The 25,342-nt window shown below is 39.5% G+C and carries 23 protein-coding genes and 2 pseudogenes; 21 read left to right on the top strand and 4 right to left on the bottom strand.

Annotation, left to right across the window (positions count from 1 at the left end; all coding sequences use genetic code 11):
• Nucleotides 1-53: 53 nt before the first annotated feature.
• Entirely contained in the window at nt 54-1,388 is a 1,335-nt protein-coding gene (tig, locus tag CSB87_RS12125) for a trigger factor (protein ID WP_002053278.1), read from the bottom strand.
• Nucleotides 1,389-1,803: 415 nt separating this feature from the next.
• Between tig and CSB87_RS12120 the strand changes: the two genes are divergently transcribed.
• The 7 genes from CSB87_RS12120 to rdgB all read left to right on the top strand — a co-directional run bounded on the left by CSB87_RS12120 (nt 1,804) and on the right by rdgB (nt 10,255).
• A complete protein-coding gene (locus tag CSB87_RS12120) occupies nt 1,804-4,095 on the top strand; it encodes a TonB-dependent receptor (RefSeq protein ID WP_004883343.1) in 2,292 nt (763 codons plus the stop codon).
• Between the two features lie 104 nt (nt 4,096-4,199).
• Nucleotides 4,200-4,883, top strand: coding sequence for a Fe2+-dependent dioxygenase (locus CSB87_RS12115; RefSeq protein WP_001984475.1), 684 nt, complete (start codon nt 4,200-4,202; stop codon nt 4,881-4,883).
• 459 nt (nt 4,884-5,342) lie between these two features.
• Nucleotides 5,343-7,040, top strand: coding sequence for a 2-isopropylmalate synthase (leuA, locus tag CSB87_RS12110; protein WP_000978841.1), 1,698 nt, complete (start codon nt 5,343-5,345; stop codon nt 7,038-7,040).
• An 83-nt stretch (nt 7,041-7,123) separates the two neighbouring features.
• Nucleotides 7,124-8,284 (top strand): homoserine O-succinyltransferase MetX, encoded by a 1,161-nt coding sequence (gene metX / locus CSB87_RS12105; protein ID WP_006582216.1) that lies wholly within the window; start codon nt 7,124-7,126, stop codon nt 8,282-8,284.
• Complete coding sequence (gene metW, locus CSB87_RS12100) at nt 8,284-8,877, top strand: methionine biosynthesis protein MetW (RefSeq protein ID WP_006582217.1); 594 nt, start codon at nt 8,284-8,286, stop codon at nt 8,875-8,877. The genes metX and metW overlap by 1 nt, the downstream gene beginning before the upstream one ends.
• Complete coding sequence (locus CSB87_RS12095; protein ID WP_106105074.1) at nt 8,874-9,461, top strand: tetratricopeptide repeat protein; 588 nt, start codon at nt 8,874-8,876, stop codon at nt 9,459-9,461. Before metW ends, CSB87_RS12095 begins: the two co-directional genes overlap by 4 nt.
• 167 nt (nt 9,462-9,628) lie before the next feature.
• On the top strand, nt 9,629-10,255 hold the full coding sequence (gene rdgB, locus CSB87_RS12090; protein ID WP_002053259.1) for an RdgB/HAM1 family non-canonical purine NTP pyrophosphatase: 627 nt from the start codon (nt 9,629-9,631) through the stop codon (nt 10,253-10,255).
• 196 nt (nt 10,256-10,451) lie between these two features.
• On the opposite strand, the gene CSB87_RS12085 is transcribed toward rdgB, so the two are convergent.
• The gene (locus CSB87_RS12085; protein WP_006582218.1) at nt 10,452-11,327 is read right to left on the bottom strand and encodes an AEC family transporter; all 876 of its coding nucleotides are present in this window, start codon (nt 11,325-11,327) and stop codon (nt 10,452-10,454) included.
• Nucleotides 11,328-11,579: 252 nt separating this feature from the next.
• On the opposite strand from CSB87_RS12085, the gene CSB87_RS12080 reads away from it, so the two are divergent.
• Nucleotides 11,580-11,798, top strand: a complete 219-nt coding sequence (locus tag CSB87_RS12080) for a Sec-independent protein translocase subunit TatA (protein ID WP_002053267.1) — start codon at nt 11,580-11,582, stop codon at nt 11,796-11,798.
• A gap of 11 nt (nt 11,799-11,809) precedes the next feature.
• A pseudogene (gene tatB / locus CSB87_RS12075) lies at nt 11,810-12,130 on the top strand (Sec-independent protein translocase protein TatB); the annotation flags it as partial.
• Nucleotides 12,131-12,167: 37 nt separating this feature from the next.
• Here tatB and CSB87_RS12070 read toward each other — a convergent pair.
• On the bottom strand, nt 12,168-13,376 hold the full coding sequence (locus tag CSB87_RS12070) for an IS256-like element ISAba26 family transposase (protein WP_000343018.1): 1,209 nt from the start codon (nt 13,374-13,376) through the stop codon (nt 12,168-12,170).
• Nucleotides 13,377-13,456: 80 nt separating this feature from the next.
• On the opposite strand from CSB87_RS12070, the pseudogene CSB87_RS20080 reads away from it, so the two are divergent.
• The 4 genes and pseudogenes from CSB87_RS20080 to CSB87_RS12050 all read left to right on the top strand — a co-directional run.
• A pseudogene (locus tag CSB87_RS20080) lies at nt 13,457-13,573 on the top strand (twin-arginine translocase subunit TatB); the annotation flags it as partial.
• Nucleotides 13,570-14,340: a twin-arginine translocase subunit TatC gene (gene tatC / locus CSB87_RS12060; protein WP_002053474.1), complete on the top strand. Its 771-nt coding sequence runs from the start codon at nt 13,570-13,572 to the stop codon at nt 14,338-14,340. The pseudogene CSB87_RS20080 and the gene tatC, both read left to right, overlap by 4 nt.
• A 176-nt stretch (nt 14,341-14,516) precedes the next feature.
• Nucleotides 14,517-16,502 carry a PhoX family protein gene (locus tag CSB87_RS12055; protein WP_006580448.1) on the top strand — a complete coding sequence of 662 codons (1,986 nt, stop codon included), beginning with the start codon at nt 14,517-14,519 and terminating at the stop codon, nt 16,500-16,502.
• 205 nt (nt 16,503-16,707) lie between these two features.
• Nucleotides 16,708-18,900 (top strand): PhoX family protein, encoded by a 2,193-nt coding sequence (locus tag CSB87_RS12050; protein ID WP_006580449.1) that lies wholly within the window; start codon nt 16,708-16,710, stop codon nt 18,898-18,900.
• 44 nt (nt 18,901-18,944) lie between these two features.
• Here CSB87_RS12050 and CSB87_RS12045 read toward each other — a convergent pair whose 3' ends face one another.
• Nucleotides 18,945-19,724, bottom strand: coding sequence for an NRDE family protein (locus CSB87_RS12045; RefSeq protein WP_006580450.1), 780 nt, complete (start codon nt 19,722-19,724; stop codon nt 18,945-18,947).
• A gap of 93 nt (nt 19,725-19,817) precedes the next feature.
• On the opposite strand from CSB87_RS12045, the gene lgt reads away from it, so the two are divergent.
• From lgt to msrA, 8 genes are all read left to right on the top strand, one after another.
• On the top strand, nt 19,818-20,636 hold the full coding sequence (gene lgt / locus CSB87_RS12040; protein WP_002053387.1) for a prolipoprotein diacylglyceryl transferase: 819 nt from the start codon (nt 19,818-19,820) through the stop codon (nt 20,634-20,636).
• 73 nt (nt 20,637-20,709) lie between these two features.
• Nucleotides 20,710-21,069: a hypothetical protein gene (locus tag CSB87_RS12035; protein WP_002053200.1), complete on the top strand. Its 360-nt coding sequence runs from the start codon at nt 20,710-20,712 to the stop codon at nt 21,067-21,069.
• A gap of 11 nt (nt 21,070-21,080) precedes the next feature.
• Entirely contained in the window at nt 21,081-21,443 is a 363-nt protein-coding gene (locus tag CSB87_RS12030; protein ID WP_004710679.1) for a hypothetical protein, read from the top strand.
• Nucleotides 21,444-21,560: 117 nt separating this feature from the next.
• Nucleotides 21,561-22,403, top strand: coding sequence for a thymidylate synthase (thyA, locus tag CSB87_RS12025; protein ID WP_002053494.1), 843 nt, complete (start codon nt 21,561-21,563; stop codon nt 22,401-22,403).
• Between the two features lie 44 nt (nt 22,404-22,447).
• Nucleotides 22,448-22,957 carry a dihydrofolate reductase gene (locus CSB87_RS12020; protein ID WP_000312548.1) on the top strand — a complete coding sequence of 170 codons (510 nt, stop codon included), beginning with the start codon at nt 22,448-22,450 and terminating at the stop codon, nt 22,955-22,957.
• 14 nt (nt 22,958-22,971) lie between these two features.
• The gene (locus CSB87_RS12015) at nt 22,972-24,027 is read left to right on the top strand and encodes a DUF4105 domain-containing protein (RefSeq protein WP_006580452.1); all 1,056 of its coding nucleotides are present in this window, start codon (nt 22,972-22,974) and stop codon (nt 24,025-24,027) included.
• A gap of 148 nt (nt 24,028-24,175) precedes the next feature.
• Nucleotides 24,176-24,673: an SRPBCC family protein gene (locus CSB87_RS12010; RefSeq protein WP_006580453.1), complete on the top strand. Its 498-nt coding sequence runs from the start codon at nt 24,176-24,178 to the stop codon at nt 24,671-24,673.
• Nucleotides 24,674-24,808: 135 nt separating this feature from the next.
• Entirely contained in the window at nt 24,809-25,333 is a 525-nt protein-coding gene (msrA, locus tag CSB87_RS12005) for a peptide-methionine (S)-S-oxide reductase MsrA (RefSeq protein WP_031952298.1), read from the top strand.
• Nucleotides 25,334-25,342 lie beyond the last annotated feature (9 nt).

Here is a 25,342-nt window from a genome sequence, read left to right as displayed (position 1 = left end):
ACCTAAAAAATGAAAAAGGCGCCTAAAGCGCCTTTTCCTGACTTCTCAAAAGATTAGCCCATACGGCGAGCTTGTTGTTCTTTCAATAAATCTTCGTAAGATACTGCTTTGTCAGTCACTTTAGCAGCAGCTAAGATATGATCAACAACTTGATCTTCTAATACAACAGCTTCGATTTGAGCACGTTGTTGAGCATCATTTTTGAAGTATTCGATCACTTCAGTTGGATCTTCATAAGAAGAAGCCATGTCGTCGATGTAAGCATCAACACGTGATTGGTCAACTTCAAGTTTAGCATCAGCTAATACTTTGCTTACTAATACGCCAAGTTTAACAGAACGCTCTGCTTGTTCTTTGAACAATTCGTCAGGAAGCATGCTCTTGTCAAAAGATTGAGCACCAGCGCCACCAAATTGTTGAGTGAACTGTTGAACCATTTGTTGACGTTGACGGTCAATTTCTTGAGCAACCATTGCAGCTGGAACTTCAACTTCGTTGGCAGCAACAAGAGCATCAAATGCCGCTTGTTTAACTTGGTTACGTAAACCATTGCGAACTTCACGTTCCATGTTTTTACGAACGTCAGCTTTTAATTTTTCAATGCCTTCTTCTTCAGTAACACCGAAGATTTTTAAGAATTCAGCATCAATCTCTGGAAGTTTAGGTTTTTCAACCTGCTTCACAGTGATTTTGAATTGAGCTGCTTTACCAGCCAAGTTTTCAGCTTGGTAGTCTTCAGGGAAAGTCACATCAATTACTTTCTCTTCACCAGCTTTCATACCAATGATGCCGTCTTCGAAGCCAGGAATCATACGACCTGAACCTAACACAAGTTTAAAGTCTTCAGCAGAACCGCCTTCGAACTTCTCACCGTCGATAGAACCTTCGAAGTCAAAAGTCACTTGCATATCTTTTTTCGCCATACCCTTGGTCACAGCCCAAGTTTGACGTTGTTTTTGCAAGTTTTCGATCATAGTGTCGACGTCAGCATCTTTAATTTCAGCTGTTTTACGTTCAACTTCTAAGCCGTCAAATGCTTTTACTTCAACTTCAGGATAAACTTCTACAGTTGCTTCAAAAACTAAAGCATCTTCTTTATGTTCAACTTTCTCAATGTTCGGCATACCTACCGCATTGATTTTTTCTTGTTGAATTGCTTCAAATACGCTGTCACGAATGATGTCATTCACAACTTCTTGATAAATACTTGCACCGTATTCGCGACGAACAACGTTTGCAGGTACTTTGCCCGGACGGAAGCCGTTGATCTTCACAGTTTTGGCAGTGCGCTTCAAACGAGCTTCAAATTGCTCGTTAATACGGCTCGTCGGTACAGAAACATTTAAACGACGGGCAACGCCCGAAACCGCTTCAGTCGTTACTTGCATGGCTTCCTCGATAAAAATTAGTTAGTAGGAACAGTTTTTAAAAAAGTGCTGTATTATATGACAACTTTCAAGATATACAAAATTAACCGATCAGATCAGTAAATTGAAGGTGGTTTTTCCAGGAAATTTCACAATAATTTTATGATTTTTTAATTTTTTTTAATTCAACCTTAAGCCAAAGTAATTTTTTAGTTATTCTTCATGAATCTAAAATTACAATTAAATTTCACATTATTATCGATTTTAAAAACAGTTAAGAATAATCAATCAATTAGAGAATTTTAGACACAAAAACCTATTAAATCTTTCATATTTTCTTCATAATCCTATCGGCAAATCCAATTAACACAAACTGTACATATAAATAAGAATTATTATTATTCGCATAACGTTTTGTATTTAAGTCCTGAAAGTCATGTCATTGATTAGAACACGTAAAAAAATTGTTTCATCTGCAATCGCTTCATCCCTTTCTATGATTGCAACTACTGCAATGGCACAAGAAGCTGTTTCACAACTACCAACGATTCATACTCAAGCAACACAAGAAGAATCTTTAAAGGTAGATCAATCAGCAAATGCAAAATTCGTTGCTCCCCTTTTAGATACTCCGAAATCAGTTTCAGTGATTTCAAAACAACTTATTGAAGATACAAAAGTAACAACCTTATCAGATGCATTACGTACCGTCCCTGGTATCACGTTAGGTGCAGGTGAAGGTGGCAATCCAAATGGCGACCGACCTTTCATTCGTGGCTACAATTCAGAAAGTTCGATGTATGTAGACGGCGTTCGTAACGCAACTTCTCAAAACCGTGAAATGTTTGCTGTCGAGCAAGTAGAAGTGACCAAAGGTTCTTCATCTGCTTTAAGTGGTGCGGGTGGTTCAGGCGGTAGTATTAACCTGATTACGAAAGTTGCGAAAAAAGGTGACTCTCTTGAAGGTTCTGTTGCCGGGGGCACAGATAACTATGCACGTGTTACTTTGGATGGCAATAAAGACTTCGGCAATGGAGTGGCTGCCCGTGTGATTGTGATGGGACACCAAAATGACAAAGCCGGCCAAAGTAATGGCGCAGAATATAAACGCGCTGGTATCGCACCAAGTATTAGCTTCGGTTTAGATAGTGCTACTCGCGGAACACTGAGCTACTACTATTTAAAAACTGATGATACACCTGATTCTGGTGTGCCTTATCAATATGACGTCATTAAGAAAGCGACTGCTGGTAAACCGGTTGATGTTAAACAAGGTATTTATTACGGTTGGAAAGATCGCGATTTCCAAAAGCAAGAAAACCAGATTGGTACACTTAAACTTGAACATGACTTCAACGATAACCTAACTCTCAGCAATACCGCTGTTTATGGTAAGTCTAAAAATAATTATTTATGGACTCAGCCAGATGACAGCCAAGGTAACATTGTTAATGGTAAGGTTTGGCGCCGTGTAAATACCAATATTACTGATACAGACAGCTTTACTGATCAGCTATCATTAAAAGGTAAATTCAATACGGGTTCTCTTAAGCACAGCTTTAATATTGGTGCTGAATATAGCAAGCAAGATTCAGATCGTGGCACAAACATCGTAACAGATCCAAATACTTCACAAATTGGTGGTAGCGGTACAAACAATGCTTGTTCACTTGCTAACTCAAATGGCTGGTGTACTGACCTTAATAACCCTAATCCAAATGATGCATGGTTGGGTCGTATACAAGCAAACCCAAATGTTACCAACATTACATCTAAAACCCAGTCAATTTACGCATTAAACAACATTGAAATTACACCTCAATGGTTAATTGACTTAGGTGTACGTTGGGACAAATTTGATACTGATGTTAAATATAATAAGGACTCAGGCTCAGGTGCAACGCTCATTAAAGCTGGCACAAAATACAGCTCAAGCAATGACTTCTTTAACTATCAAGCAGGTATCACATTTAAGCCTGTTGAAAATGGTTCTATTTATTTGAGCTACGCAACGTCAGCTAACCCAGTAGGTGTAGATGCTGGTGATGGTTCAGAAGGAATTAGTGTTCCAAACCGTAATACAACCGATGAGCAAGCAAGAGCTATTAATAACCTTAAGCCAGAAGAAGTTAAAACTTATGAGTTAGGTACAAAATGGGATGTGTTAAATAACCGTTTAAACTTAACTGCTGCAATCTTCCGTACTGAAAAAACCAATACACGTGCTTTAGGTACTGATGGTTTCACAAGAAATATTGGTGAAACACGTGTTGACGGTATTGAATTAGGTGCGAACGGTAACATTACTGAAAAGTGGGCAGTCTCTGCTGGTTACACCTATTTAGATAGCGAAATCGTTGATGGTGGATATGCTAAAGATAGTAACGGCAACTATGTTCCAAGCCCAACAAACGGTAATCAAGTACAAAACGTAGCGAAAAACTCAGCGACACTTTGGACAACTTATAAAGTATTACCACAAGTGACCGTAGGTGCTGGTGCAGTCGCTATGGATAAAGTATTTGGAGATGCTGCAAATACTAAATATGTTCCTGGTTATGTTCGTTACGATGCTATGGCTCGTTATGACGTAAATAAAAATGTTAATTTACAGCTTAACCTAAACAACTTATCTGATAAGCGTTACTTTACTAAAGCTTATGCTTCTCACTATGCAACAGAAGCAGAAGGCCGTAGCGCAGTACTCGCAATCAACTTTAAATACTAAGTTAGTCTAGAATCCCATAATATTTTTATGGTTTCTAATATAAAATAGCCTCTATTGTTAGAGGCTATTTTAATTTTCTACTATTATTACTCGCAGGTATCACCGTGATCCACCATATTCCCAATGTATTGAGTAAAGAACAGGTTCAATATTTTCGTAATGAAATGGACAAAATTGAATGGGTCAATGGCAAAGTAACAGCTGGTACACTCTCTGCAACTGTAAAACGCAATCAGCAATTACCCGAAGATCATCCGCTTACTCACCATCTGAGTAATATTATTCTTGAGGCACTAGGTACTCACCCATTATTTTTATCTGCTGCAATACCACTTGATATTATCCCCCCCCTGTTTAATCGTTATGAGAATCAGGAGTCTTTTGGTTTTCACGTAGACAATTCTATCCGCCGCATACGTGGTACTAATGAACGGCTTAGAACCGATTTATCATGCACTTTATTTTTAAGCGAACCTGAAGAATATGAAGGTGGTGATCTAGTCGTAGAAGACACTTATGGCTATCACGAAGTGAAACTTCCGGCAGGAGATATGATTTTATATCCATCTACCAGTTTGCATGAAGTGACGGCGATTACTTCTGGATGTCGTATTGCTTCTTTTTTCTGGGTGCAAAGTATGGTGCGTGATGATGCTGAGCGACATATGCTTTTTAATCTAGATCAAACAGTACAAAACTTAAGAATGCAGCTGGGTGACAATCATAGCGAAGTCATTAAACTGACCAACCTTTACCATAACTTAATGCGTAAATGGGCTGAACTGTAACTCTATTTATTTTTGCCTTATTTGGACTAATTAATTATTTTTATCTCAATAAGGCAAAACAATGAAAATTATTTTCGACAAAACATTAAACAACGCAAAATTAGAAAATTATTTTCTGAACACTAAAATTAAAATGAGTATAAGACTTTTGCACAACGTGTAATCATTGTTTAGATGTGGTATATCTAAACAATAAGCATATTTGCAAACCACCAAACTTACTATTACATGGTCCATAGATGAAAACGAATCACTTGTTTGCCCAGCCTACTCAAGCAAGACATCATCTCGAACTCCTGATGCTGCGCCTCGCGCGCGTATAAATTTTTGTCTGTATTTTAGAGCAGACCTTTTCAAATTCCCTTTAATTTTTCTGTATTAGATACCATATATAACTGTAGAACGTTGCCTTTTATACGATACCTAGAGCAACCGTGCTACGAGATAAGGAGTTTTCTCATGATGTTGGCTGACCCTAGCAAAAAATACCGCCGTATGTACCAGCGAGTCGATTTACCAGATCGCCAATGGCCAAATAATGAAATTACAAAAGCGCCAATCTGGATGAGCACGGATTTACGTGATGGCAACCAAGCAATTTTTGAACCGATGAACATGGAACAAAAGTTCAAAATGTTCAAAATGCTTGTAAAAATCGGTTTTAAACATATTGAAATCGGCTTCCCTTCTGCATCTCAAATTGACTTCGATTTTACTCGCATGTTGATCGAAGAAAATCATATTCCGGATGATGTATACATTGAAGTATTGGTTCAGGCACGTGACCATTTAATCGAGCGTACCTTCGAAGCTTTAGCAGGTGCTAAGCGCGCAATTGTGCATATTTATAACTCTAACTCTCCAACCTTCCGTCAAAAAGTGTTGAATGTAGATGTAAATGGCGCAAAACAGTTGGCAGTGAATGCAGCTCAGAAAGTAAAAGAATATGCTGCACAATATCCTGAAACTGACTGGATTTTCCAGTACAGTCCAGAATGTTTCTCTGCAACTGAATTAGAAGTAGCGAAAGAAGTCTGTGATGCGGTTACAGAAATTTGGGATGCACGCCCAGATCATAAAGTTATTTTGAACTTACCTGCTACTGTCGAAGTTTCAACACCAAATGTTTATGCGGACCAAATCGAATGGATGCATCGTAATTTGGCACGTCGTGATGGCGTGATTATTTCCGTTCACTGTCACAATGACCGTGGCTGTGGTATTGCCGCATCAGAACTTGCCATTATGGCGGGTGCCGACCGTGTTGAAGGCTGCGTGTTTGGTAACGGCGAACGTACAGGTAACGTTGACGTTGCAGCAATTGCATTGAACATGTACACCCAAGGTGTAGCGCCAGAGTTAGATTTCTCTAATATTAATGAAGTCATTGCAACGGTTGAAGAATGTACTGGTTTACCTGTACACCCTCGTCATCCATATGCAGGTGACTTGGTATTTACTGCATTCTCTGGTTCGCATCAGGACGCAATCAAAAAAGGCTTTGAATACCAGAAAAACGAAGAAATCTGGGATATGCCTTACTTACCAATCGACCCGAAAGATTTGGGCCGCGACTATGATGCTGTCATTCGTGTAAATAGTCAGTCTGGTAAAGGCGGTATCGCTTACTTATTAGAATCGAACTATAACGTTGTATTGCCTCGTCGCTTACAAATCGAATTTAGTCAGGTTGTTCAACAATATACTGATGAAAATGGTACAGAGATTAGCGCTAAACAAATCTGGACTTTATTTAAAGACACGTATGTTGAAGTGAAAAACCACCATTACACGGTCAAAAACTATAAGTTATCTGACATTAATGGTACTCAAATTATTGAACTTGAGATTGATGTTGAAGGTGAAACTCAACAATTGCGTGGCGAAGGTAATGGTCCAATCTCTGCATTCTTAAATGCACTCCAATTACCAATTGACGTATTGAACTACGAAGAACGTAGTATTAGTTCAGGCGCAAATGCCAAAGCATTAACCTTAATTGAACTTCAAGTGAAAGGTACTGGTAGAGGCTCATTTGGTGCAGGTGTTCACGACAACACAGTCACTTCATCTATTGAAGCCATTATTGCATGTACCAACCGTTTGATTGATCAAGGTGTTTTAAGTACAGATCAGGTTGTTGCTGCCGCTGTTTAATTAAAAAAAAGACTTTGGAAAGGATACCTAGCTTGGTATCCTTTCTTTTTATTCCTGAAAGATTTAAAAGGCGAAATGTTCCCGTGTCTTTTCCAGCTGACTCAGTGGGGTTAGTCACTCCGCAAAAGTTCCAATTTGAAGAACCCTTACATCTTGAATGTGGCCGTGTTTTACCGCGCTTTGAGTTAATGGTTGAAACTTACGGCACTTTAAATGCAGATAAATCAAATGCGATTTTAATCTGCCATGCCCTTTCCGGACATCATCATGCAGCGGGTTATCACCATGAAGATGATAAAAAAGCTGGATGGTGGGATAGCTGTATTGGCCCGGGTAAGGCAATCGACACAAATAAATTTTTTGTAGTTGCACTCAACAATATTGGTGGATGTAGCGGATCGACCGGTCCAACTTCACCAAACCCTGAAAATGACAATCGCCCTTATGGACCAGATTTCCCATTAGTAACGGTACGCGACTGGGTTAAAACTCAAGCCATGCTTTCTGATCGTTTAGGAGTAAGCGTTTGGTATGCAGTCGTTGGCGGTTCATTAGGGGGCATGCAAGCACTACAATGGTCGGTAGATTACCCTGACCGTTTACAAAAATGTGTTGTTATTGCCAGTGCGCCAAAGCTTTCAGCACAAAATATTGCGTTTAACGAAGTGGCACGTCAGTCAATTCTGTCTGACCCGGACTTCCATCATGGTCGTTATTTGGAAAATGATAGCTATCCAAAACGTGGTTTGATTTTGGCTCGTATGGTCGGCCATATTACCTATCTTTCCGAAGAAGCCATGAAACAAAAATTTGGTCGTGATTTAAAATCCGGCAAGTTTATGTATGGTTTTGATGTCGAGTTTCAGGTTGAAAGTTATCTGCGTTATCAAGGTGAACAGTTTAGCCGTAACTTTGATGCCAATACTTATCTGATTATGACCAAAGCTTTGGATTATTTTGATCCTTCGCGTGAGTACGGCCACTCGCTTACAGAAGCGATGAGTAAGACCAAATGTCAGTTCCTGATTGTCTCGTTCACCACTGACTGGCGTTTTGCACCAAGCCGTTCACAAGAAATTGTAGATGCACTCATTACCAACCATAAGCCGGTAAGTTACCTCGATATTGATGCTGAACAAGGTCATGACTCGTTTTTATTCCCGATTCCTCTGTATGTCAAAACACTGCGCGCTTTCTTAGGCGGTGAAGAACATTTAAAATCGACATCACTGGAGGCAAACTAATGCGTATTGATCAACAACTGGCAGAAAAGTGGATTAAACCCAGCTCTAGCGTTCTCGATTTAGGGTGTGGTGACGGTGAATTACTCGCTCATATGAGCCAAAAGCATCAAATTCGTGCTTATGGTTTAGAAATTGATCAAGAAAAGATTGCAATTGCCGTCAGTCGCGGGTTAAATATTATTCAACAAGATTTGAATCTCGGTTTGAGCCGTTTTGCCGACCAGTCTTTTGACTATGTGGTTATGGCACAGGCTTTGCAAGCCGTAGATGCACCCGATGTTTTATTAAGAGACATGGTGCGTGTGGGTAAACAGGCTATTATTACTTTTCCAAACTTTGCGCATTGGAAGACTCGCTCTTTTCTAGCATTAAAAGGAATGATGCCTGTATCGGATGCTCTACCATATATGTGGTATAACACCCCCAACATTCATTTATGTACGTTTAAAGATTTCGAAGCACTATGTGCGGAAAATCAAATACAAATTATTAATCGACTCGCCGTCAATGGAAACCAGCAGGGAAGCCTGTTAAGCAAACATGTTCCGAATTTGTTTGGTGAAGTCGCTATTTATCGAGTGAGTGCACTATGAAAAAGACATTATTTAGCACACTAATTGCAGGACTGCTAAGTATGCAGGCTCATGCAGATTATATCGCCCAGCCACAATCGGTTGCGAGCCAGGCTGCGCGCTTCTCCACAATGGGGATTCATGACCTTCAAAAAGCGGCTCAAGCGGATCAAGCTGGCGCACAATTTTATCTTGGAACACGTTACCAATACGGTAAAGATGTAGCAAAAGACGATAAACAAGCTTTTACTTGGTTCAAAGCTGCTGCTGACCAAGGCCTTTCACCTGCGCAATTAAATGTTGGCCGTATGTACGCCGATGGTATTGGCGTTAAGAAAGATGAGTCTATGGCTCGTAAGTATTTCGAAAAAGCGGCAAGTAACGGCGATAACCGTGCAAGCTATAACCTTGCGATGATGGAAGAGCAAAAGAAAAACTACGTAGGTGCTTACCAGTGGTATGAGCTTTCAACTCGTGATGGCATGCTCGACAATAAAGTAATTAGCTTATCTGAAGGTAAAAAGACGGCTCTTGCTGCAAACTTAACTCAAGAGCAAATCCGTATGGCACGCGACCGCGCGGATAAATGGATTCAAGCACAATAATAATCCAGCTTATACTTACTCGACTAAAACCACCTTATATCACCTATAAGGTGGTTTTAGTTTTTAAGTTTCTAATTTTATATTCTATTTGTTTTACTCTATATCCCCTTTCAAAAAACACGTAACATAGCTCACGTTCAATATTGGTTATAAAGTTTGGTTATCTTATGTCTACCCCACATTGGTTTGATCAGGGCTCTTTAGTCCTTGCAAGTAATAACAAAGGTAAAGTCGCAGAGTTTGAAAAACTTTTTGAACAGCTTAAGTTACCTGTAGAAATTATTCCTCAGGGTCGCCTTAATATTCCCGACGCCATTGAAGACGGCTTAAGCTTTATTGAAAATGCCATTATTAAAGCACGTCATGCCTCTAAAATTTCAGGGAAACCTGCTATGGCTGATGACTCAGGTATTTGTGTTCCGGTTTTAGGTGGTGCACCTGGTATTTATTCAGCACGCTATGCTGGAGAACATGGTGACGATGCAGCGAATAATGCCAAGTTATTAAATGATCTTTTGCCATTTCGTAAAAATGGAGAAGTGATTGAAGGCATGTTCGTATGTGTGCTTGCTTTAGTGACTCATGCGGAAGATCCATTACCACAAATTTTCCAAGGCATTTGGCATGGTGAAATTTTAGAAGCACCACGCGGTGAAAATGGTTTTGGTTATGACCCACTGTTCTGGTTGCCAGAGCTACAAGTTTCTAGCGCTGAGTTGTCTAAAGAAGAAAAAAATAAGATTAGTCATCGTGGACAAGCGATGCAGTTATTTAGAGAGAGCTTGCAGAAGTAAGCTGATCATATAGCCACAATATGCAGCGTTAAAACATATTAAGCTTTGTATAGGCAAACCTTACTTTTCAAAGATGAAAAGTAAGCAAAAATCTTTTGTTAGACTGATGGTACGTTCATGTACCACAGTCTAACTGGCGGCATCCATGCCGCCTTCGCACCAGCGAGTGTAGAGGAACTTAGAATTAAATAATTAATTAGACGAACAAGTGTAAAAACACTGCATAAATCGCAATACACACACAACTCACAATCGTCCCTGATGCGATATAAGCCGCAGATCTACCCGTCCCTTGATAATGTGTTTCCAGAGCTACAATATTGGCTGCCGGTGGCAAGCAAAACATTAAAAACATTACACCAATATGCTGATTTATATTTGGAATCGGTAAAAATCTATAACTTAATCCACAAAGTAAAAATCCACAGGCTACTTTAAATGCTTGAGCTTTTGTACTGTAAATTAAATCTTTTGCATAAACTCTGGTACGGCGTAGCCACATTCCAAGCACACACATACCTGCGAAAGTCATCGCAAATTTAGCAACCTCATAAACCCAATGTATAGCAGGGCTTTCGATATGCTGGGCCCCTAACAGTCTGAGCACAACAGCACAAAATATTGATATACAAGGTGGCGACGTTAAAACCTTTTTTAATATATTGAACTTACTTTGCGGTGCCGTAGTAACGGCAGTCACAGCCCAAGCATTGCCAAAAAGCGACATCCCAATATATAAAGCAACAATCGGAGCAGTTGCTTCAGGGCCAAATAAAGCCATAGCGAAAGGAAATCCAAGCCATCCCATGTTGGTATAACTTACGCAAAGCGCCAATAAGCGGTCTTTAAATAAAGCCAAATAAGCAAAGAAAATAATGAATGCCGACCCAAAACTAAAGAGCATTAAGCTCAAACTTCCCGATTGATAAAAAACCATGTTGTAAATAATTACAACCGGAATCAGGAGTCGTGCAAGCCAAGCTGAAAGAATAGGTTTTACGGTTTCTGAAATGGAGGTTTGAGCAAGTAGAAGTCCTGTGATAAATGCCAATACAGGCAGTAGTAATGCCACGTTCTCTCCTCTCACTCGTCAAAATCAGCTTGTTATGCTACACCTTTTAATTTTGAAATGTATGGTCTATTTCAAGTAAATTCGTCTAAGAAAGAAGCTCAATAAAACTTAAAAATCCTTCCAAAAAATATCTTTTAAAAACTGATCATAAGTGTCTACTTATAAATATTGTCTTAAAAATGAAATATAAGTGTCACATTCTTGTCATGGCAACCTGTTGAGATAAAGCGAACTAAAAAGAGGTATAAAATTATGGCCGGTTTATCTATTTGGCATGTCGTCATTTTCGCAATTGTAGTTATTTTATTGTTCGGTACATCTAAATTAAAAAATATTGGTAAAGATGTTGGCGGTGCAGTAAGAGACTTTAAAAAATCAGTTCGTGAAGAAGACGAAGCTGCATCTTTAAATACTCCTCGTACAATCGATGCACAAGTTAAAACATCTGAAAGCACATCAGTGAAAAGCTAAAGGTTTGACCCATGCTTGATGTAGGAATGACAGAGCTACTCTGTTTTGCAATTATTGCAATTTTAGTTTTAGGTCCAGATAAGCTTCCCGAAGCTGCACGCTTTGCAGGCCGCTGGTATGTTCGACTAAAACGCTATATTACCAATCTGCAAAACGAGATTGATCAGGAGCTGCGTCTTTCTGAGTTCCGCAAAGAAATGCAAGAGGAACTTAACCGCATCGAAGCATTGGAACGAAAAGTACAGCAACAGCTTGAAGAAATACAAAAACAGCAGATTTCAGAACATTTAGAAGTTACTGAAACGCCTAAAACAACACCAAAGCCTATTCGGAAAGAGCCTGTAAATTATTTTGTGTAAGTTCCATTTTTTATAAATGATCTTTTAATCGATCATCGAACTGAATCGTAAACCAATTCATTGCTAAACGCCAATTTTGAATTGGCATCGTCCATTTCTTCGCAGCATTTGATGTTGCTAAGTAAATGACCTTCTTTACTGAGTCATCAGATGAAAAGATTTTCCTTTTCTTCGTTGAATGGCGTATTACGCTATTCAACGACTCAATCGCATTTGTTGTATAAATTGCATGACGTATTTCGGCTGGATAGCTAAAGATCGTTCGGATATTTTCCCAATTGGCCCGCCAGGATTCTCCAATTTTGGGATACTGGTGATTCCATTGATCACAGAAGATGTCTAGGGATTTTAAAGCATTTTCCTCTGTACTTGCCTGATAAATCGCTTTCAGACCCGACGTAACAGCTTTGTAGTCTTTCCAGCTTACAAATCTCAGGCTATTGCGTACAACATGCACGATACACAGTTGAATATCAGTATGAGGGTAAACAGAGGCTATCGCGTCAGGGAAGCCTTTTAATCCATCTACACAGGCAACAAGAATGTCCTGTACTCCTCGATTTTTTAGCTCTGTCATGACTGACAGCCAGAATTTGGCACCTTCTGTCTGAGCAATCCACATACCCAGTAATTCTTTTTGCCCATCCATATTGATGCCTAAAGCAAGGTATACGGACTTGTTAATCACATTGGAGTGCTGACGGACTTTGACAACAATACAGTCAAGATAGACAACAGGATAAAGGCTATCTAAGGCTCTATTTTGCCACTCAGTCACTTGCTCAATCACAGCATCGGTAACTTTGCTGATGAGAGATGCTGACACATCGGCATCGTACATTTCTTTGAAGAAGGCTACAATTTCCCTATTAGTCATTCCTTTTGCATACAGTGAGAGGATTTGGTCATCCATACTGGTGATGCGTGTTTGGTGCTTTTTGATAATTTGTGGCTCAAATGAACCTTCTCGATCACGGGGAATATCTAAAGCCAGTTGTCCATCTTGAGTTGTAATGGTTTTAGAACTAAACCCATTACGGCTATTTGAGCCTTTCTTGGGCTGATGCTTTTCATAACCGAGATGGTCTGAAAGTTCAGTATTGAGTGCAGTTTCAATCATGAATTTTTTAAAGACTGCTGTCATTTGGTTTAAGTCTTCTGGTGTTTTTAGACCTTTAGCCAATTCGGCAGCCATACTTTTGATTGTTGCTTCATCCATGTGAAGTACCTTTTGTAATTATCCTCTGAAGGATAAATGAAAATTAAGTACTTACACAAAATTTAGAACAGTCCCTTCGGAAATGTATTCCTATATCAGACCATTACAAAGTACCGTATGTTGCTAAACCTACGCCTTTAGTGACTCAAACTGATATTGCAGAAACATCTCCTGTTGAATTGAAGATTGCCGTATGAACCAACTGCCTTCAACCACTGTAAATAGTCAAGAAAACTTAGACCAAATGCCAATCATGAATCATTTGGTTGTTTTAAGACGCCATTTATTCAGGATTGTAGGGGTAACATTATTCTTATTCTTTTGTTTATTACCCTTTCGAAATAATACTTACCAATTATTATCTGAGCCTTTAAGGTTACAACTCCCTGCATCATCGTCAATGATTGCAACAGATGTAACAGCAACCTTTATGGCGCCATTTAAACTTAATTTATTTGTCGCACTTATGCTTGCAATGCCATTTATTCTTTATGAAATATGGTCTTTTGTTCGCCCTGCGCTTTATCAAAAAGAACGCCATTTAGCGCTTCCATTACTGATTGGTAGTATTGTCCTATTTTATGCAGGTGTCGCTTTTGCTTATTACATTACCTTGCCTGCCATATTACATTTCTTTATTAGCGTTTCACCTGAAACAGTAGCACCAATGACCGATATTAATAGTTATTTAAGCTTCTGTTTAAAGCTATTTTTGGTATTTGGTGTGACCTTTGAGATTCCTATCGCGACCTTATTACTGATTTTAATTGGTGTAGTAAATACGCAAAGCCTTGCTGAAAAAAGACGTTTTATTATTGTGGGCTGTTTTTTTGTTGCAATGTTTATTACTCCACCAGATGCGATTTCAATGGTGATGTTAGCTATTCCAATGTGGTTACTTTTTGAAATAGGCCTACTGTTCGGTAAGATTCTTGAGAAGAGAAAAAGCCAGACTGCCGAATAATTTAAAACTTCTCTTTAAAAGCCCAAATATTAAAATTTGGGCTTTTTACTTTTAAATCGTCTTAATTAATCAAACCATAAACTGTCTTCAAAGTGACTTAAAAATGTAAGAAAAGTGTCATTTCCAATCCATAGAATCGACTCAACAAATATACACACAAAAGTTACGGATTTATTATGACAACTGCTTCTAACCACCCAACACGTCGCGATATTTTAAAATGGTTTACGGGGATTCCTTTTCTTCCATTAGGTGCGATGGCTACGGCAGCAACGTTAGCAGGCTGTAATGACAGCAATAATGATTCAGATGTTGTTACTCCACCACCAACAGTAAACTTTAAAAACGCAACCTTTACATCAATGGCTGCGCCATCTTTAGCTAACCCAGCGGCGATGGCAACCACAACTGTTACATCAAGCCTTTCAATTAATTGGGAAGATGGCTCAAAAACTGACTACACATTAGCGTATAAGCCTTTCTTTACCACAGGTGATTTGGTTGCAGACGGTAAAGGTGGAAAAATTCTGGCGGGTGGTTATGTTGATATTAATAATCAACCAATTATTGATAAGTCAAAACCAGGCCAAGAACGTCAATTCTTCTCTGACTGCCCGGACGGAAGCTCTTTAATTAGCTTTAAACAAGCAACAGGCCGTGACTTTACCGATGCAGACAAACAAGCTTTAGGTGTTACTGGCAACCCTGTATTTCACGTAGTTCAATTTGAATATACGACTCGTGACCAAAGCTTAGCGTCTATGTATGGTTTACTACCATCTCCAATTGCGATTTTAACTTTAGACCAAGACCCTAAAACTGGTCATTTAACCCTTGTTAAATACCACAATGTTGATACCTCTAAAGTAAACGGTTTATGGATCACGTGTGGTGCAAGTTTATCTCCATGGGGAACTCACCTGTCGAGTGAAGAATATGAACCAGATGCAAACAATGTTGCTGGAAGCTATTTACCAGTATTTAGCAAAAACTTATTTGGCGACAGTACAAAAGGTAATCCTTACCACTACGGTCACTTACCAGAAGTTACTGTAAATACGGATGGTACAGGTTCAATCAAAAAACATTACTGTTTAGGTCGTATCTCTCACGAACTTATTCAAGTTATGCCAGATAACCGCACTGCATTGATGGGTGATGATGCAACAAATGGCGGTTTATTCATGTTTGTTGCAGATAAAGAAAAAGACTTATCTGCGGGTACGCTCTATGTTGCTAAATGGAAGCAAACCTCAGGCGTAGGTGCTGGTGCCGGTGATATTTCATGGATTAACCTTGGTCACGCGACAAGTGCTGAAGTAAAGAGCTGGGCTGATCAATATAAGATTACCGACCTGATGGATGTAAAAACGTCTGATCCAAAAGATGCAAGCTACACCAAAATCCGTTATAGCGGTAAAGACAACTGGGTAAAACTTGTACCTGGTAAAGAACGTGAAGCGGCTTTCTTAGAAACGCATCGTTATGCAGCCTTGGTTGGTGCAAGTATGGGCTTTACTAAGATGGAAGGCACAACTGTAAATATCAAAGACAAAATTGCTTACTCTGCGATGTCTTATGTACAGTCTTCTATGGTTGATAAAACTACTGATATTCAAGTACAAGGTCCAAAAGCTGGTGCAATTTACGCACATACGTTAAAAGGCAGCCAAGTTGATAACAAAGGTCAGCTTATTAACAGTGAATGGGTATCGACTCATATGGAACCACCTGCAGCTTTAGTGGGTGAAGACCTAACAACTGCTGATGCTTTAGGTAATACTGCAAATGCAGATAAAATTGCCAACCCAGATAACATTAAGTTCTCTGAAAATTTACGTACCCTCTTCATTGGTGAAGATAGTGGTATGCACGTAAATAACTTCTTATGGGCATATAATGTTGATACCAAACAATTAAGTCGTATCTTATCAACACCTGCTGGCGCAGAATCTACAGGTTTGCACGCAGTTGACTCTGTAAATGGTTGGACTTACATCATGAGTAACTTCCAGCACCCTGGTGACTGGGAATCTCCATTACACGATAAAGTAAAAGCAACGCTTGATCCTCTTGTTCGTGCAAACTACAAAGATCGTTTTGCAGCAGCAGTTGGCTATATTACAGCTGACCCTATCGCACCATCTGTTGTGAAGAAATAATTCTTAGCGCAACTCAAAAGAAGCCTGCTTTATGCAGGTTTCTTTTATTTAAAAGCATTTATAAAAATAAAAAGCCCTTTTCTTTTTTGACTAAACGATCAAATTTTTCATTAAGTTATCATTAAAACGTCAAGACCTCGTCATATTCAAAATTTAAGCTAATCAAGACTTTTATAAAAAACTTATTTTGAATTAGGAATTTAATATGAACGATTTGACGCCATATCATGAAGATCAGGAATTAGACAACAACACTTCAGACAATATTCACTTTCGTGATGTTTTAGACCAATATGTGAGCCGTCGTAGCCTCATTACTAAAGCAGCAAGCGGTGCTGTGGCATTAACTTTAGCCTCTACTTTAACGGGCTGTAATGATAATAACGATGACTCTGGTTCTAATAACGGTGGAACTGCTCCAGTCGATCCAAACAAAAAGCCTGAAAAACTTACCTTTACGCCAGTTGCTAAAAATTTAAATGATATTGTGACCGTACCAGAAGGTTACGAAGCAAATGTAATTTACGCTTTAGGTGATTCTCTTAATCCTTCTTTTGGTGATTGGGACGATAACAATATTCCATCTGGTCCAAGCTTCCAGTTTCGCTCAGGTGACTGCCATGATGGTATGCACTATTTTGGTTTAAACACATCAACAAACCGTTTTGATGACACTGTTTCAGCACAAGGTTTATTGGTGATGAACCACGAATACATCAACCAAACCTTTCTACACCCTAAAGGTCCAACCAAAGTTGATGGACGCCGCCCAGAAGACGAAGTCATTCGTGAAACCAATGCCCATGGGGTTTCTGTAGTCCAAATCAAAAAAGACCCTACTACTCAAAAAGTCGAAGTTGTAAAAAACTCTATTTTTAATAGACGTATTACAGGTTCTACAGTCATGGACTTCGCTGGTGCCGCGGCAGGATCTAACTTACTTTCGACGCGTTTTTCGCCTGCTGGCCGCCAGACTCGTGGTACACACAACAACTGTGGTAATGGCTATACACCTTGGGGAACATACTTAACCACGGAAGAAAACTTCATTGGTTATTTTGCGCGTAGTACAACTGATGATGCGCTACGTACTCCAGAAGAAATTATTGCTCTTAAACGCTATGGTCTTAAAGCAGGATCAAGCTCTCGCTACGGTTGGGAAACCGCAATTGGTCAAGTAGAGGCGCAAGACCTATATGACCGCTGGAATGCCGATGTAAAAGCCGCTCAAGCAACTCAAGATTACCGCAATGGACCAAACACATTTGGCTGGATGGTCGAAATTGACCCATTTGATAACCGCCAAAATCCGGTTAAACGCACATCATTAGGCCGTTTTGCCCATGAAGACAGTGCATGCCGTGCCGTAGCAGGTCAACCAATCGCATTTTATATGGGGGATGACTCTCGTGGCGAATATATCTATAAGTTTGTTTCAACCGCAGTGTGGGATACAAAAGATATAAACGGCGGCTATGCAGCTGGTGACAAATATATGAACTCAGGTAAGTTGTATGTTGCCAAGTTTAATAACGATGGTTCAGGTCAATGGATTGAACTTGCCTACGGTAAAAATGGTTTAAATGAAAGTAACACTACCTATCCATTTAAATCTCAGGCAGAGGTAGTCACTTTTGCACGCTTGGCGGCAGATTCAGTCGGAGCAACTAAAATGGATCGCCCAGAGTGGGCTACAGTTAACCCAATCAATGGCGAAATCTATGTCACACTTACAAATAACTCAAACCGTGGTAAAGATTACCCTACAGATGCGGCTAACCCTCGCAACTATACCGATCTGTATGCAGGCACAAAAGAACAAAAAGGAAATGTGAACGGTCATATCATCCGTTTTAGAGAAGCCGATGACAAAACCACTGCTGAAACCTTCAAATGGGATATTTATCTGTTCGGTGCAGAAGCTTCGATGGCTTCAAATATCAATTTGTCAGGCTTAACAGACAATAACGACTTTTCGTCTCCAGATGGTATGTGGTTTGACCCACGCGGTGTTCTCTGGATTGAAACAGATGACGGCGCTTATACAGATGTCACCAACTGTATGATGCTTGCTGCCCTACCAGGTCAAATTGGTGATGGTGGTGCGGCAACTACATCAAATGGTCAGCAAACTATAACCGGTGCTAAAGTTACAGACGCAACATTACGTCGTTTCTTAGTTGGACCAAAGCAATGTGAAATTACTGGTATTGCTATGACACCTGACTACAAAGCTATTTTCATTAATGTTCAGCATCCTGGTGAAGACTCGGCAAGTTATGCAAAACCAGAAAGTAACTGGCCTGCCACACAAAAAGATCCAAGCAACAAAACTGCGCGCCCACGTTCGGCAACTGTAGTTATTACCCGTAAAGATGGCGGTGTTATTGCTGGTTAATTGATTTCTTCCTAGAAAATGCCGATCAAGTGATCGGCATTCTTTTAACGGTTTAGAGGCACCTGCTGCTGTACAATTTGGCCGCTATGTTCGCCTTGCTGGGTCTTTTCCAACCAAATCCATTCATTATTGGTCATTCTTAAAAAATTCGAACACCGGGTTCCATATACTGGACTTTGAATAAAAGTCGATGATAACAACTCTTCCATTTCTGGTTGAATGCCTGTATTTGGCAACAATGCTGTGGTGACCTTGCGCTCATCTTCTAAAATATCCCACGCTGCATGTTGCAAGCTTAACTCTTCTGTTTTGTGCTGATGCATAGGCAAGAACTCTTGCGTAAAACGTGTGCGTAAATGTCTGGTTTTCTCCCAGTGATCGGACATTAAACCATTCGAAACCACATAAACGCTGTTGGCTAATACTTGAGGAGCCTCACCACGGTTACTCATGTAGACCGCTTGATCAGCAGTCCCCATAAACAGGTTAAAACCAGCAAAGTTCTGTTGCCGTTGTTCTAATTGCTGAGCAAAGCGAATCGGTAATAAATCAGACTCTAAAAAAGCCTGAACCAAATGACCACGAGAAGTTTCATATTGTTTTTTATCACGTCCATCACGGAAATTGGTTAACACAGCCCATCGGCCCTGCGGGGTAACCCCCATCCAAGTACCACCCGACTGTAAGTCTTGCCCTGCAATGATTGGCGTATGTTCCCATTGATGCAATAATGCTGTTGGTCGGTGATAAAACTCATCACGGTTTGAAATCAGACACAAGGGCATATCATCCAGAACATGCCATGCTAAAGCCACAATACACATTGATTCTTGTTCCCTATGTTTACACATTGAATGTACAACATTTTTCACATCATTCCGCTACAATCTGTCAAAACGTAAGATCAAGGAGCAGCAATGCTGACCTATCCTAATATCGATCCGGTCGCAATACATCTAGGACCTCTTCAAGTCCATTGGTATGGACTCATGTATTTATTGGCATTTTTATGTGCTTGGGGACTCGCTTCCTACCGTGCCAAACAGCGTGATGGCTGGACATCGGACATGGTTTCCGATCTGGTGTTTTACGGCGCCTTAGGAGTTGTACTCGGCGGACGTATCGGCTATGTGCTTTTCTATGAGTTTGATAAATTCCTTGAAAACCCGATCTGGCTCTTCCAAGTCTGGACAGGTGGTATGAGCTTCCACGGCGGCTTCTTAGGCGTCATGATCGCAATGCTATTCTGGTGTAAAAAATATCAAAAAACATGGTTCCAGACACTCGACTTTATTGCCCCTTGTGTACCGACAGGCTTAATGTTTGGACGCTTCGGTAACTTTATTGGTGGAGAATTATATGGTCGTGCGGTTACAGATCCGAATTATCCGTTCGGAATGATTTTCCCAACCGACCCATTACATTTAGTTCGTCACCCTTCTCAAATTTATCAAGCGCTTTGTGAAGGTCTAATTCTATTCATTGTTTTGTGGTGGTTTAGCTCAAAACCACGCCCACGTATGGCCGTATCTGCCCTATTTTTAATGGGTTATGGTGTTGCACGCTTTGTAATGGAATTCTTCCGTCAACCAGATGCTGACCAAGGTTTTATCTTATTTGGTTGGATGACGAAAGGACAAATCCTCACCGTTCCAATGCTACTCATTGGCCTTTGGATGATGTGGTATGCCTACCAAAAGAAAATTTATGACTGGGGCCCTCAAAAGAACAGTTAACATCTAAATCAGAGGAGTTTCGGCTCCTCTTTTTTATGCTACAGTTTTTATCTCCCAAGAAAGAAGATTCGCCATGCTGGAATTCTGGTTTAATACGCAAGTCCCGACTTTTAAAAAATTAATGATCTTAATTATTACCCTCTTAATCTGTATTGGGTTATATCAATATCAACCATTGCCCTTAGATACTATTTTAATGTTTACAGGAACTGGGGTTATTTTTTTAATCTGCCGTTACTTTAAATTGCATTTTGCTCAAAGTAACCCGACTGGTTTACTTTACCGCCTATTTACGTGGGTGCCTATTGCCCTCTTGTTTGCACTTATTTTTGTAAAAACCATGCCTAACTTGTTGATCTGGGGCGTCCAAGGCATTGCATTTATGGCACTTGCTGCTTTTATTTTTTCACCACAATCGTTATTTAACAAATAGGCTCATTTTTTATGTTGGCTTATTGGTATAACGCACCACGTCACATCAAACTCATCTTTATTATTGTCGTTTGTGCTGCAATTTATGCAGCCAATCAAGTTCAGCCTTTATCGTCGACTTACACTATTCTGAGCCTCGTGTTAGGGTTCGGGCTTCATTTCGGGCAATATTTACAAACAAAAATTCCAGAGCACAGCTCATATAAATCTAAACTCCAGTTTCTGCTTGGAATTTACCCTCTCATTATTGTTGTTATTGTGATGTGGTTACTGCCCCCTCAACACAATTGGATCGCAACAATACAAGCTTTAGGCTTTGTACTGGTTGGATTTTTTCTTGTTTCAATTTATCAAAATCGTGCCAAGCGTTTTTAAGCATAAAGTTTAGCTCGTTTTTACTATTCCTAAAGCATGCTATTATCTTCCACGGTTTATTGATCCATGAACCGTCTCCCTTTTATTTTATGGAATTAATCCGAACTCGAGAGTGTTATGCGTGCATATTTAGACCTTCTACAACATATCCTTGATAATGGCGGTGACAAAGGCGACCGTACAGGCACAGGAACCCGTTCTGTATTTGGTCATCAAATGCGTTTTGATCTCTCTAAGGGTTTTCCTTTACTCACCACAAAAAAAGTTCACTTTCGTTCTATCGTGATTGAGTTACTTTGGTTCTTAAAAGGCGATACTAACGTTAAGTACTTACAAGACAATAAAGTCACCATTTGGGATGAATGGGCAACAGCAGAACAAACTGCCCGTTTCGGCCGCCCAGAACATGAACTTGGTCCAGTTTATGGCCATCAATGGCGTAATTTCGGCGCAACCAAAAATGCCGATGGTACTTATAACCAAGATGGTTTTGACCAAATTAAATGGTTAATTAATGAAATTAAAACCAACCCAAATTCACGCCGTTTAATTGTCTCTGGCTGGAACCCAAATGAAGCCGGACAAGTTGCTTTACCACCTTGCCACACACTCTTCCAATTTTTTGTACAAGACAACAAGTTGTCATGCCAGCTTTATCAACGTAGTGCTGACGTATTCTTAGGCGTGCCATTTAATATTGCCAGCTATGCCCTACTCACCCATATGATTGCTCAGGTGTGTGACTTAGGTGTTGGTGATTTTGTTTGGACAGGTGGCGATACGCATCTTTATGCCAACCATTTTGAGCAAGCAAAACTACAATTGACGCGTGAGCCATTACCACTTTGTCAATTAAAACTTAATCCGGAGGTTAAAGATATTTTCGACTTTAAATTTGAAGATATCGAGATTGTAGGCTACGAGTCACATCCGGCAATTAAAGCACCAGTTGCAGTATAACGACGGCTTAAATTTCATTAGATTACGGTTTAGAGAATAAAATTATGGCATGGCAAAATGTAGAAGTTGTCCACGTTGTCGCAATGGACAAAAATCACTGTATTGGTAAAGGCAATGCGTTGCCATGGCATATCTCTGCCGACTTAAAACACTTTAAAGAAATCACACAAGGTGGTGTGGTGATCATGGGCCGTAAAACCCTTGAGTCTATGGGCCGTGCTCTACCGAACCGTGTGAACTGGGTAATTACCCGTGACATTAACTGGCATTTTGACGGCGTAAAAATTGCGTATTCAATTGAAGATGCTTTAAATGCTGCTTTAGAAGATGCCAAAAACACCGAAAAGCAAGCTTTATTCATTATTGGTGGCGGTGAAATCTTTAAGCAAACCTTGTCAATTGCAGACCGTCTTGAGCTCACTCATGTTGACTTAGATGTACAAGGTGATGCACATTATCCAACTATACCGAGTGAATTTCATAAAACTGCAAGCGAACAGCAAGTAGATGAAAAATCAGGAACTTCATTCGAATTTGCCACTTATAAAAAATAATTTTCTGGTCGCCTATGCACAATATCGGAACACGTGAATTTATTATCGCCCTCGCTTTCGGCGCTTTACATAGTTTATTCACGTTGTTTATTGTGCTTTCCAGCATTTGGGTATGCTTAGCCTTATGGGTCCAACAACCCTTTGGCTGGTTAGGCAGCCGTATTATTATTGGCATATGGATTGCCTTTGCTCTAAGTATGGCAGGCTTATATTTCAATGGACATATCATTAGCCGTCGTACAGATATCCTGATTTATCTTTTAGCTTTTGCCTGTTCTCTGGTTTGGTATTTTTCGATTACTGCACGTCAAGACCGTGACTGGAACCCTGAAGTTGCCAATATGCTAAGTTACGAAAAACACGGCGATGTTATTACCTTGCATAATGTCCGTAACTTCAACTGGCATCCTGATGGAACCTATGATGTCCGCTGGGAAACCCGTACTTTTGACCTGAACCAGTTAAATGGCATAAATATCATTACCTCTTACTGGATGGGGCCACAAATTGCCCATACGCTAGTCAGTTTCGAATTTAAAAATCAACAACCTTTAGTTTTTTCCATCGAAATTCGAAAAGAAAAGACTGAAGAATTTTCGGCAATTGGTGGTTTTTTTAGAAAATATGAACTGAGCTTAATTGCATCTGATGAAAAAGATATTGTCTACACACGTAGCAACATTCGTAAAGAGCAAGTTTATAATTTCCCGGTCAATATGCCTCGCTCTGAACAAAAAGCACTATTTTTAGAATATCTTAAAAAGTCAGATGAGCTACGTGCACAGCCAAAATGGTATAACACCCTCACAAGTAATTGCACAACCTTGATTTTTGATATGGTTCAAGCCATTAACCCATATCAACTTCCTAAAGATTATCGCTTAATTGCGTCTGGTTACTTACCTAATTATTTATATGATCTTAAAGCACTTAATCAAAATATTAGTTTAAAACAGTGGTATCAAATCGCACATATCAATCCACGTACTGAGCATTTTGAACAACTTTCAGATCAGAGTAGTGAACACTTCTCTCAAATTGTGCGACAAGGTTTACCCAAAGCTGACTAGAGTCTGCTTGATATTTTATAGGCTTATTTTCGCCAAATACTAGAAGAACACTTTGAGAGCATTGAATATGATCTACAAAAATTACAAAGTAATTGTATAACTTATTCAATTTGTAAATTAACCAGTTTTCTAATAAAAGAAAATAATCATGACAGAAAAAATTACACCATTTAGTATTTCTAAAGTATTTAATGCACCTCGTGATCTTGTATTTAAGGTACATACTGATATTAATCACTTACAAAATTGGATGAGTCCAAAAAATTTCAAAATCATTCATACCTCAATGGATTTTAGAGTTGGTGGCACTTATCACTATGGATTAGAAGGACCCGATGGAACACAAATGTGGGGTAAGCAAGTGTTTCGTGAGATTGTACCTAATGAGCGATTAACGTTTATTCAATCTTTTTCAGACAAAGACGGTAACAGCACACGACACCCTATGTCACCGACATGGCCATTAGAAATGTTAGCAACCACAACTTTTGAAAATATTGATAATAAAACAAAAGTCACAATTACTTGGCAACCGTGGAACTCTGACGATATTGGTAACTCAACTTTTGATTCTGCACGCGATGGAATGACGCAAGGATTTAATGGAACATTCTCCAATTTAGAAGCTTATTTAAAAACCCTTTAAATATAGAGGATCTGTTGGTGGCTATCGAAAACTAAATAAGTTATTCTCTTTTTCTTTACTTTTTTATACACGCTTTACTTTGTAATCTAGATAGATAGACCCTATTGTAATAGGCAGGAAATAGAGGGAAAAACAATGCAACAGGCATTATTTGGCGGCGGCTGTTTTTGGTGCGTCGAAGCCGTATTTTTACAAATACGTGGTGTAGAAAAAGTAACAAGTGGTTATGCTGGTGGGCATACAACTCAGCCAACTTATGAGCAAGTATGTCAAGGTGACACTCAGCATGCTGAAGTAGTTCTCATCGACTTTGATGAACAACAAGTTACATATTCTCAGTTACTTGATGTGTTCTTTGCAACGCATGATCCAACGACCTTAAATCGCCAAGGTAATGATATTGGTACTCAGTACCGCTCTGTTATTTACTATTTTAATGAAGAGCAAAAACAGGCAGCAGAACACACGATTCAAACGTTAAAAGATGACGATCTTGATATTGTGACTGAGCTGTCTCCTGCCCCGACATTCTATCCAGCCGAAGAATATCATCAGAATTACTATGCAAAGAATCCTTCACAAGGTTATTGCAACTTTGCGATTCCACCTAAGCTATTAAAGCTATATAGTAAATTCCAGCATCTAATGAAAGATCACTAAATTAGAGCA

It is taken from the genome of Acinetobacter sp. AR_0276 (genome assembly GCF_003000705.1).
GTDB classification, from domain to species: domain Bacteria; phylum Pseudomonadota; class Gammaproteobacteria; order Pseudomonadales; family Moraxellaceae; genus Acinetobacter; species Acinetobacter nosocomialis.
The sequence above is the reverse complement of the archived record's forward strand: the minus strand, read 5'-3'. Positions and strand labels throughout refer to the sequence as shown.

Bases quoted from the DNA above. Each gene is read 5' to 3' on its own strand.
- leuA (WP_000978841.1), top strand. From the start codon at position 5,343: ATGATGTTGGCTGACCCTAGCAAAAAATACCGCCGTATGTACCAGCGA.
- CSB87_RS12015 (WP_006580452.1), top strand. From the start codon at position 22,972: ATGCACAATATCGGAACACGTGAATTTATTATCGCCCTCGCTTTCGGC.
- tig (WP_002053278.1), bottom strand. From the start codon at position 1,388: ATGCAAGTAACGACTGAAGCGGTTTCGGGCGTTGCCCGTCGTTTAAAT.
- CSB87_RS12020 (WP_000312548.1), top strand. From the start codon at position 22,448: ATGGCATGGCAAAATGTAGAAGTTGTCCACGTTGTCGCAATGGACAAA.
- CSB87_RS12050 (WP_006580449.1), top strand. From the start codon at position 16,708: ATGAACGATTTGACGCCATATCATGAAGATCAGGAATTAGACAACAAC.
- msrA (WP_031952298.1), top strand. From the start codon at position 24,809: ATGCAACAGGCATTATTTGGCGGCGGCTGTTTTTGGTGCGTCGAAGCC.
- CSB87_RS12030 (WP_004710679.1), top strand. From the start codon at position 21,081: ATGTTGGCTTATTGGTATAACGCACCACGTCACATCAAACTCATCTTT.
- metW (WP_006582217.1), top strand. From the start codon at position 8,284: ATGCGTATTGATCAACAACTGGCAGAAAAGTGGATTAAACCCAGCTCT.
- rdgB (WP_002053259.1), top strand. From the start codon at position 9,629: ATGTCTACCCCACATTGGTTTGATCAGGGCTCTTTAGTCCTTGCAAGT.
- CSB87_RS12120 (WP_004883343.1), top strand. From the start codon at position 1,804: ATGTCATTGATTAGAACACGTAAAAAAATTGTTTCATCTGCAATCGCT.
- CSB87_RS12010 (WP_006580453.1), top strand. From the start codon at position 24,176: ATGACAGAAAAAATTACACCATTTAGTATTTCTAAAGTATTTAATGCA.
- CSB87_RS12035 (WP_002053200.1), top strand. From the start codon at position 20,710: ATGCTGGAATTCTGGTTTAATACGCAAGTCCCGACTTTTAAAAAATTA.
- tatC (WP_002053474.1), top strand. From the start codon at position 13,570: ATGAACCAACTGCCTTCAACCACTGTAAATAGTCAAGAAAACTTAGAC.
- lgt (WP_002053387.1), top strand. From the start codon at position 19,818: ATGCTGACCTATCCTAATATCGATCCGGTCGCAATACATCTAGGACCT.
- CSB87_RS12080 (WP_002053267.1), top strand. From the start codon at position 11,580: ATGGCCGGTTTATCTATTTGGCATGTCGTCATTTTCGCAATTGTAGTT.
- thyA (WP_002053494.1), top strand. From the start codon at position 21,561: ATGCGTGCATATTTAGACCTTCTACAACATATCCTTGATAATGGCGGT.
- CSB87_RS12055 (WP_006580448.1), top strand. From the start codon at position 14,517: ATGACAACTGCTTCTAACCACCCAACACGTCGCGATATTTTAAAATGG.
- CSB87_RS12070 (WP_000343018.1), bottom strand. From the start codon at position 13,376: ATGGATGAAGCAACAATCAAAAGTATGGCTGCCGAATTGGCTAAAGGT.
- CSB87_RS12095 (WP_106105074.1), top strand. From the start codon at position 8,874: ATGAAAAAGACATTATTTAGCACACTAATTGCAGGACTGCTAAGTATG.
- CSB87_RS12045 (WP_006580450.1), bottom strand. From the start codon at position 19,724: ATGTGTATTGTGGCTTTAGCATGGCATGTTCTGGATGATATGCCCTTG.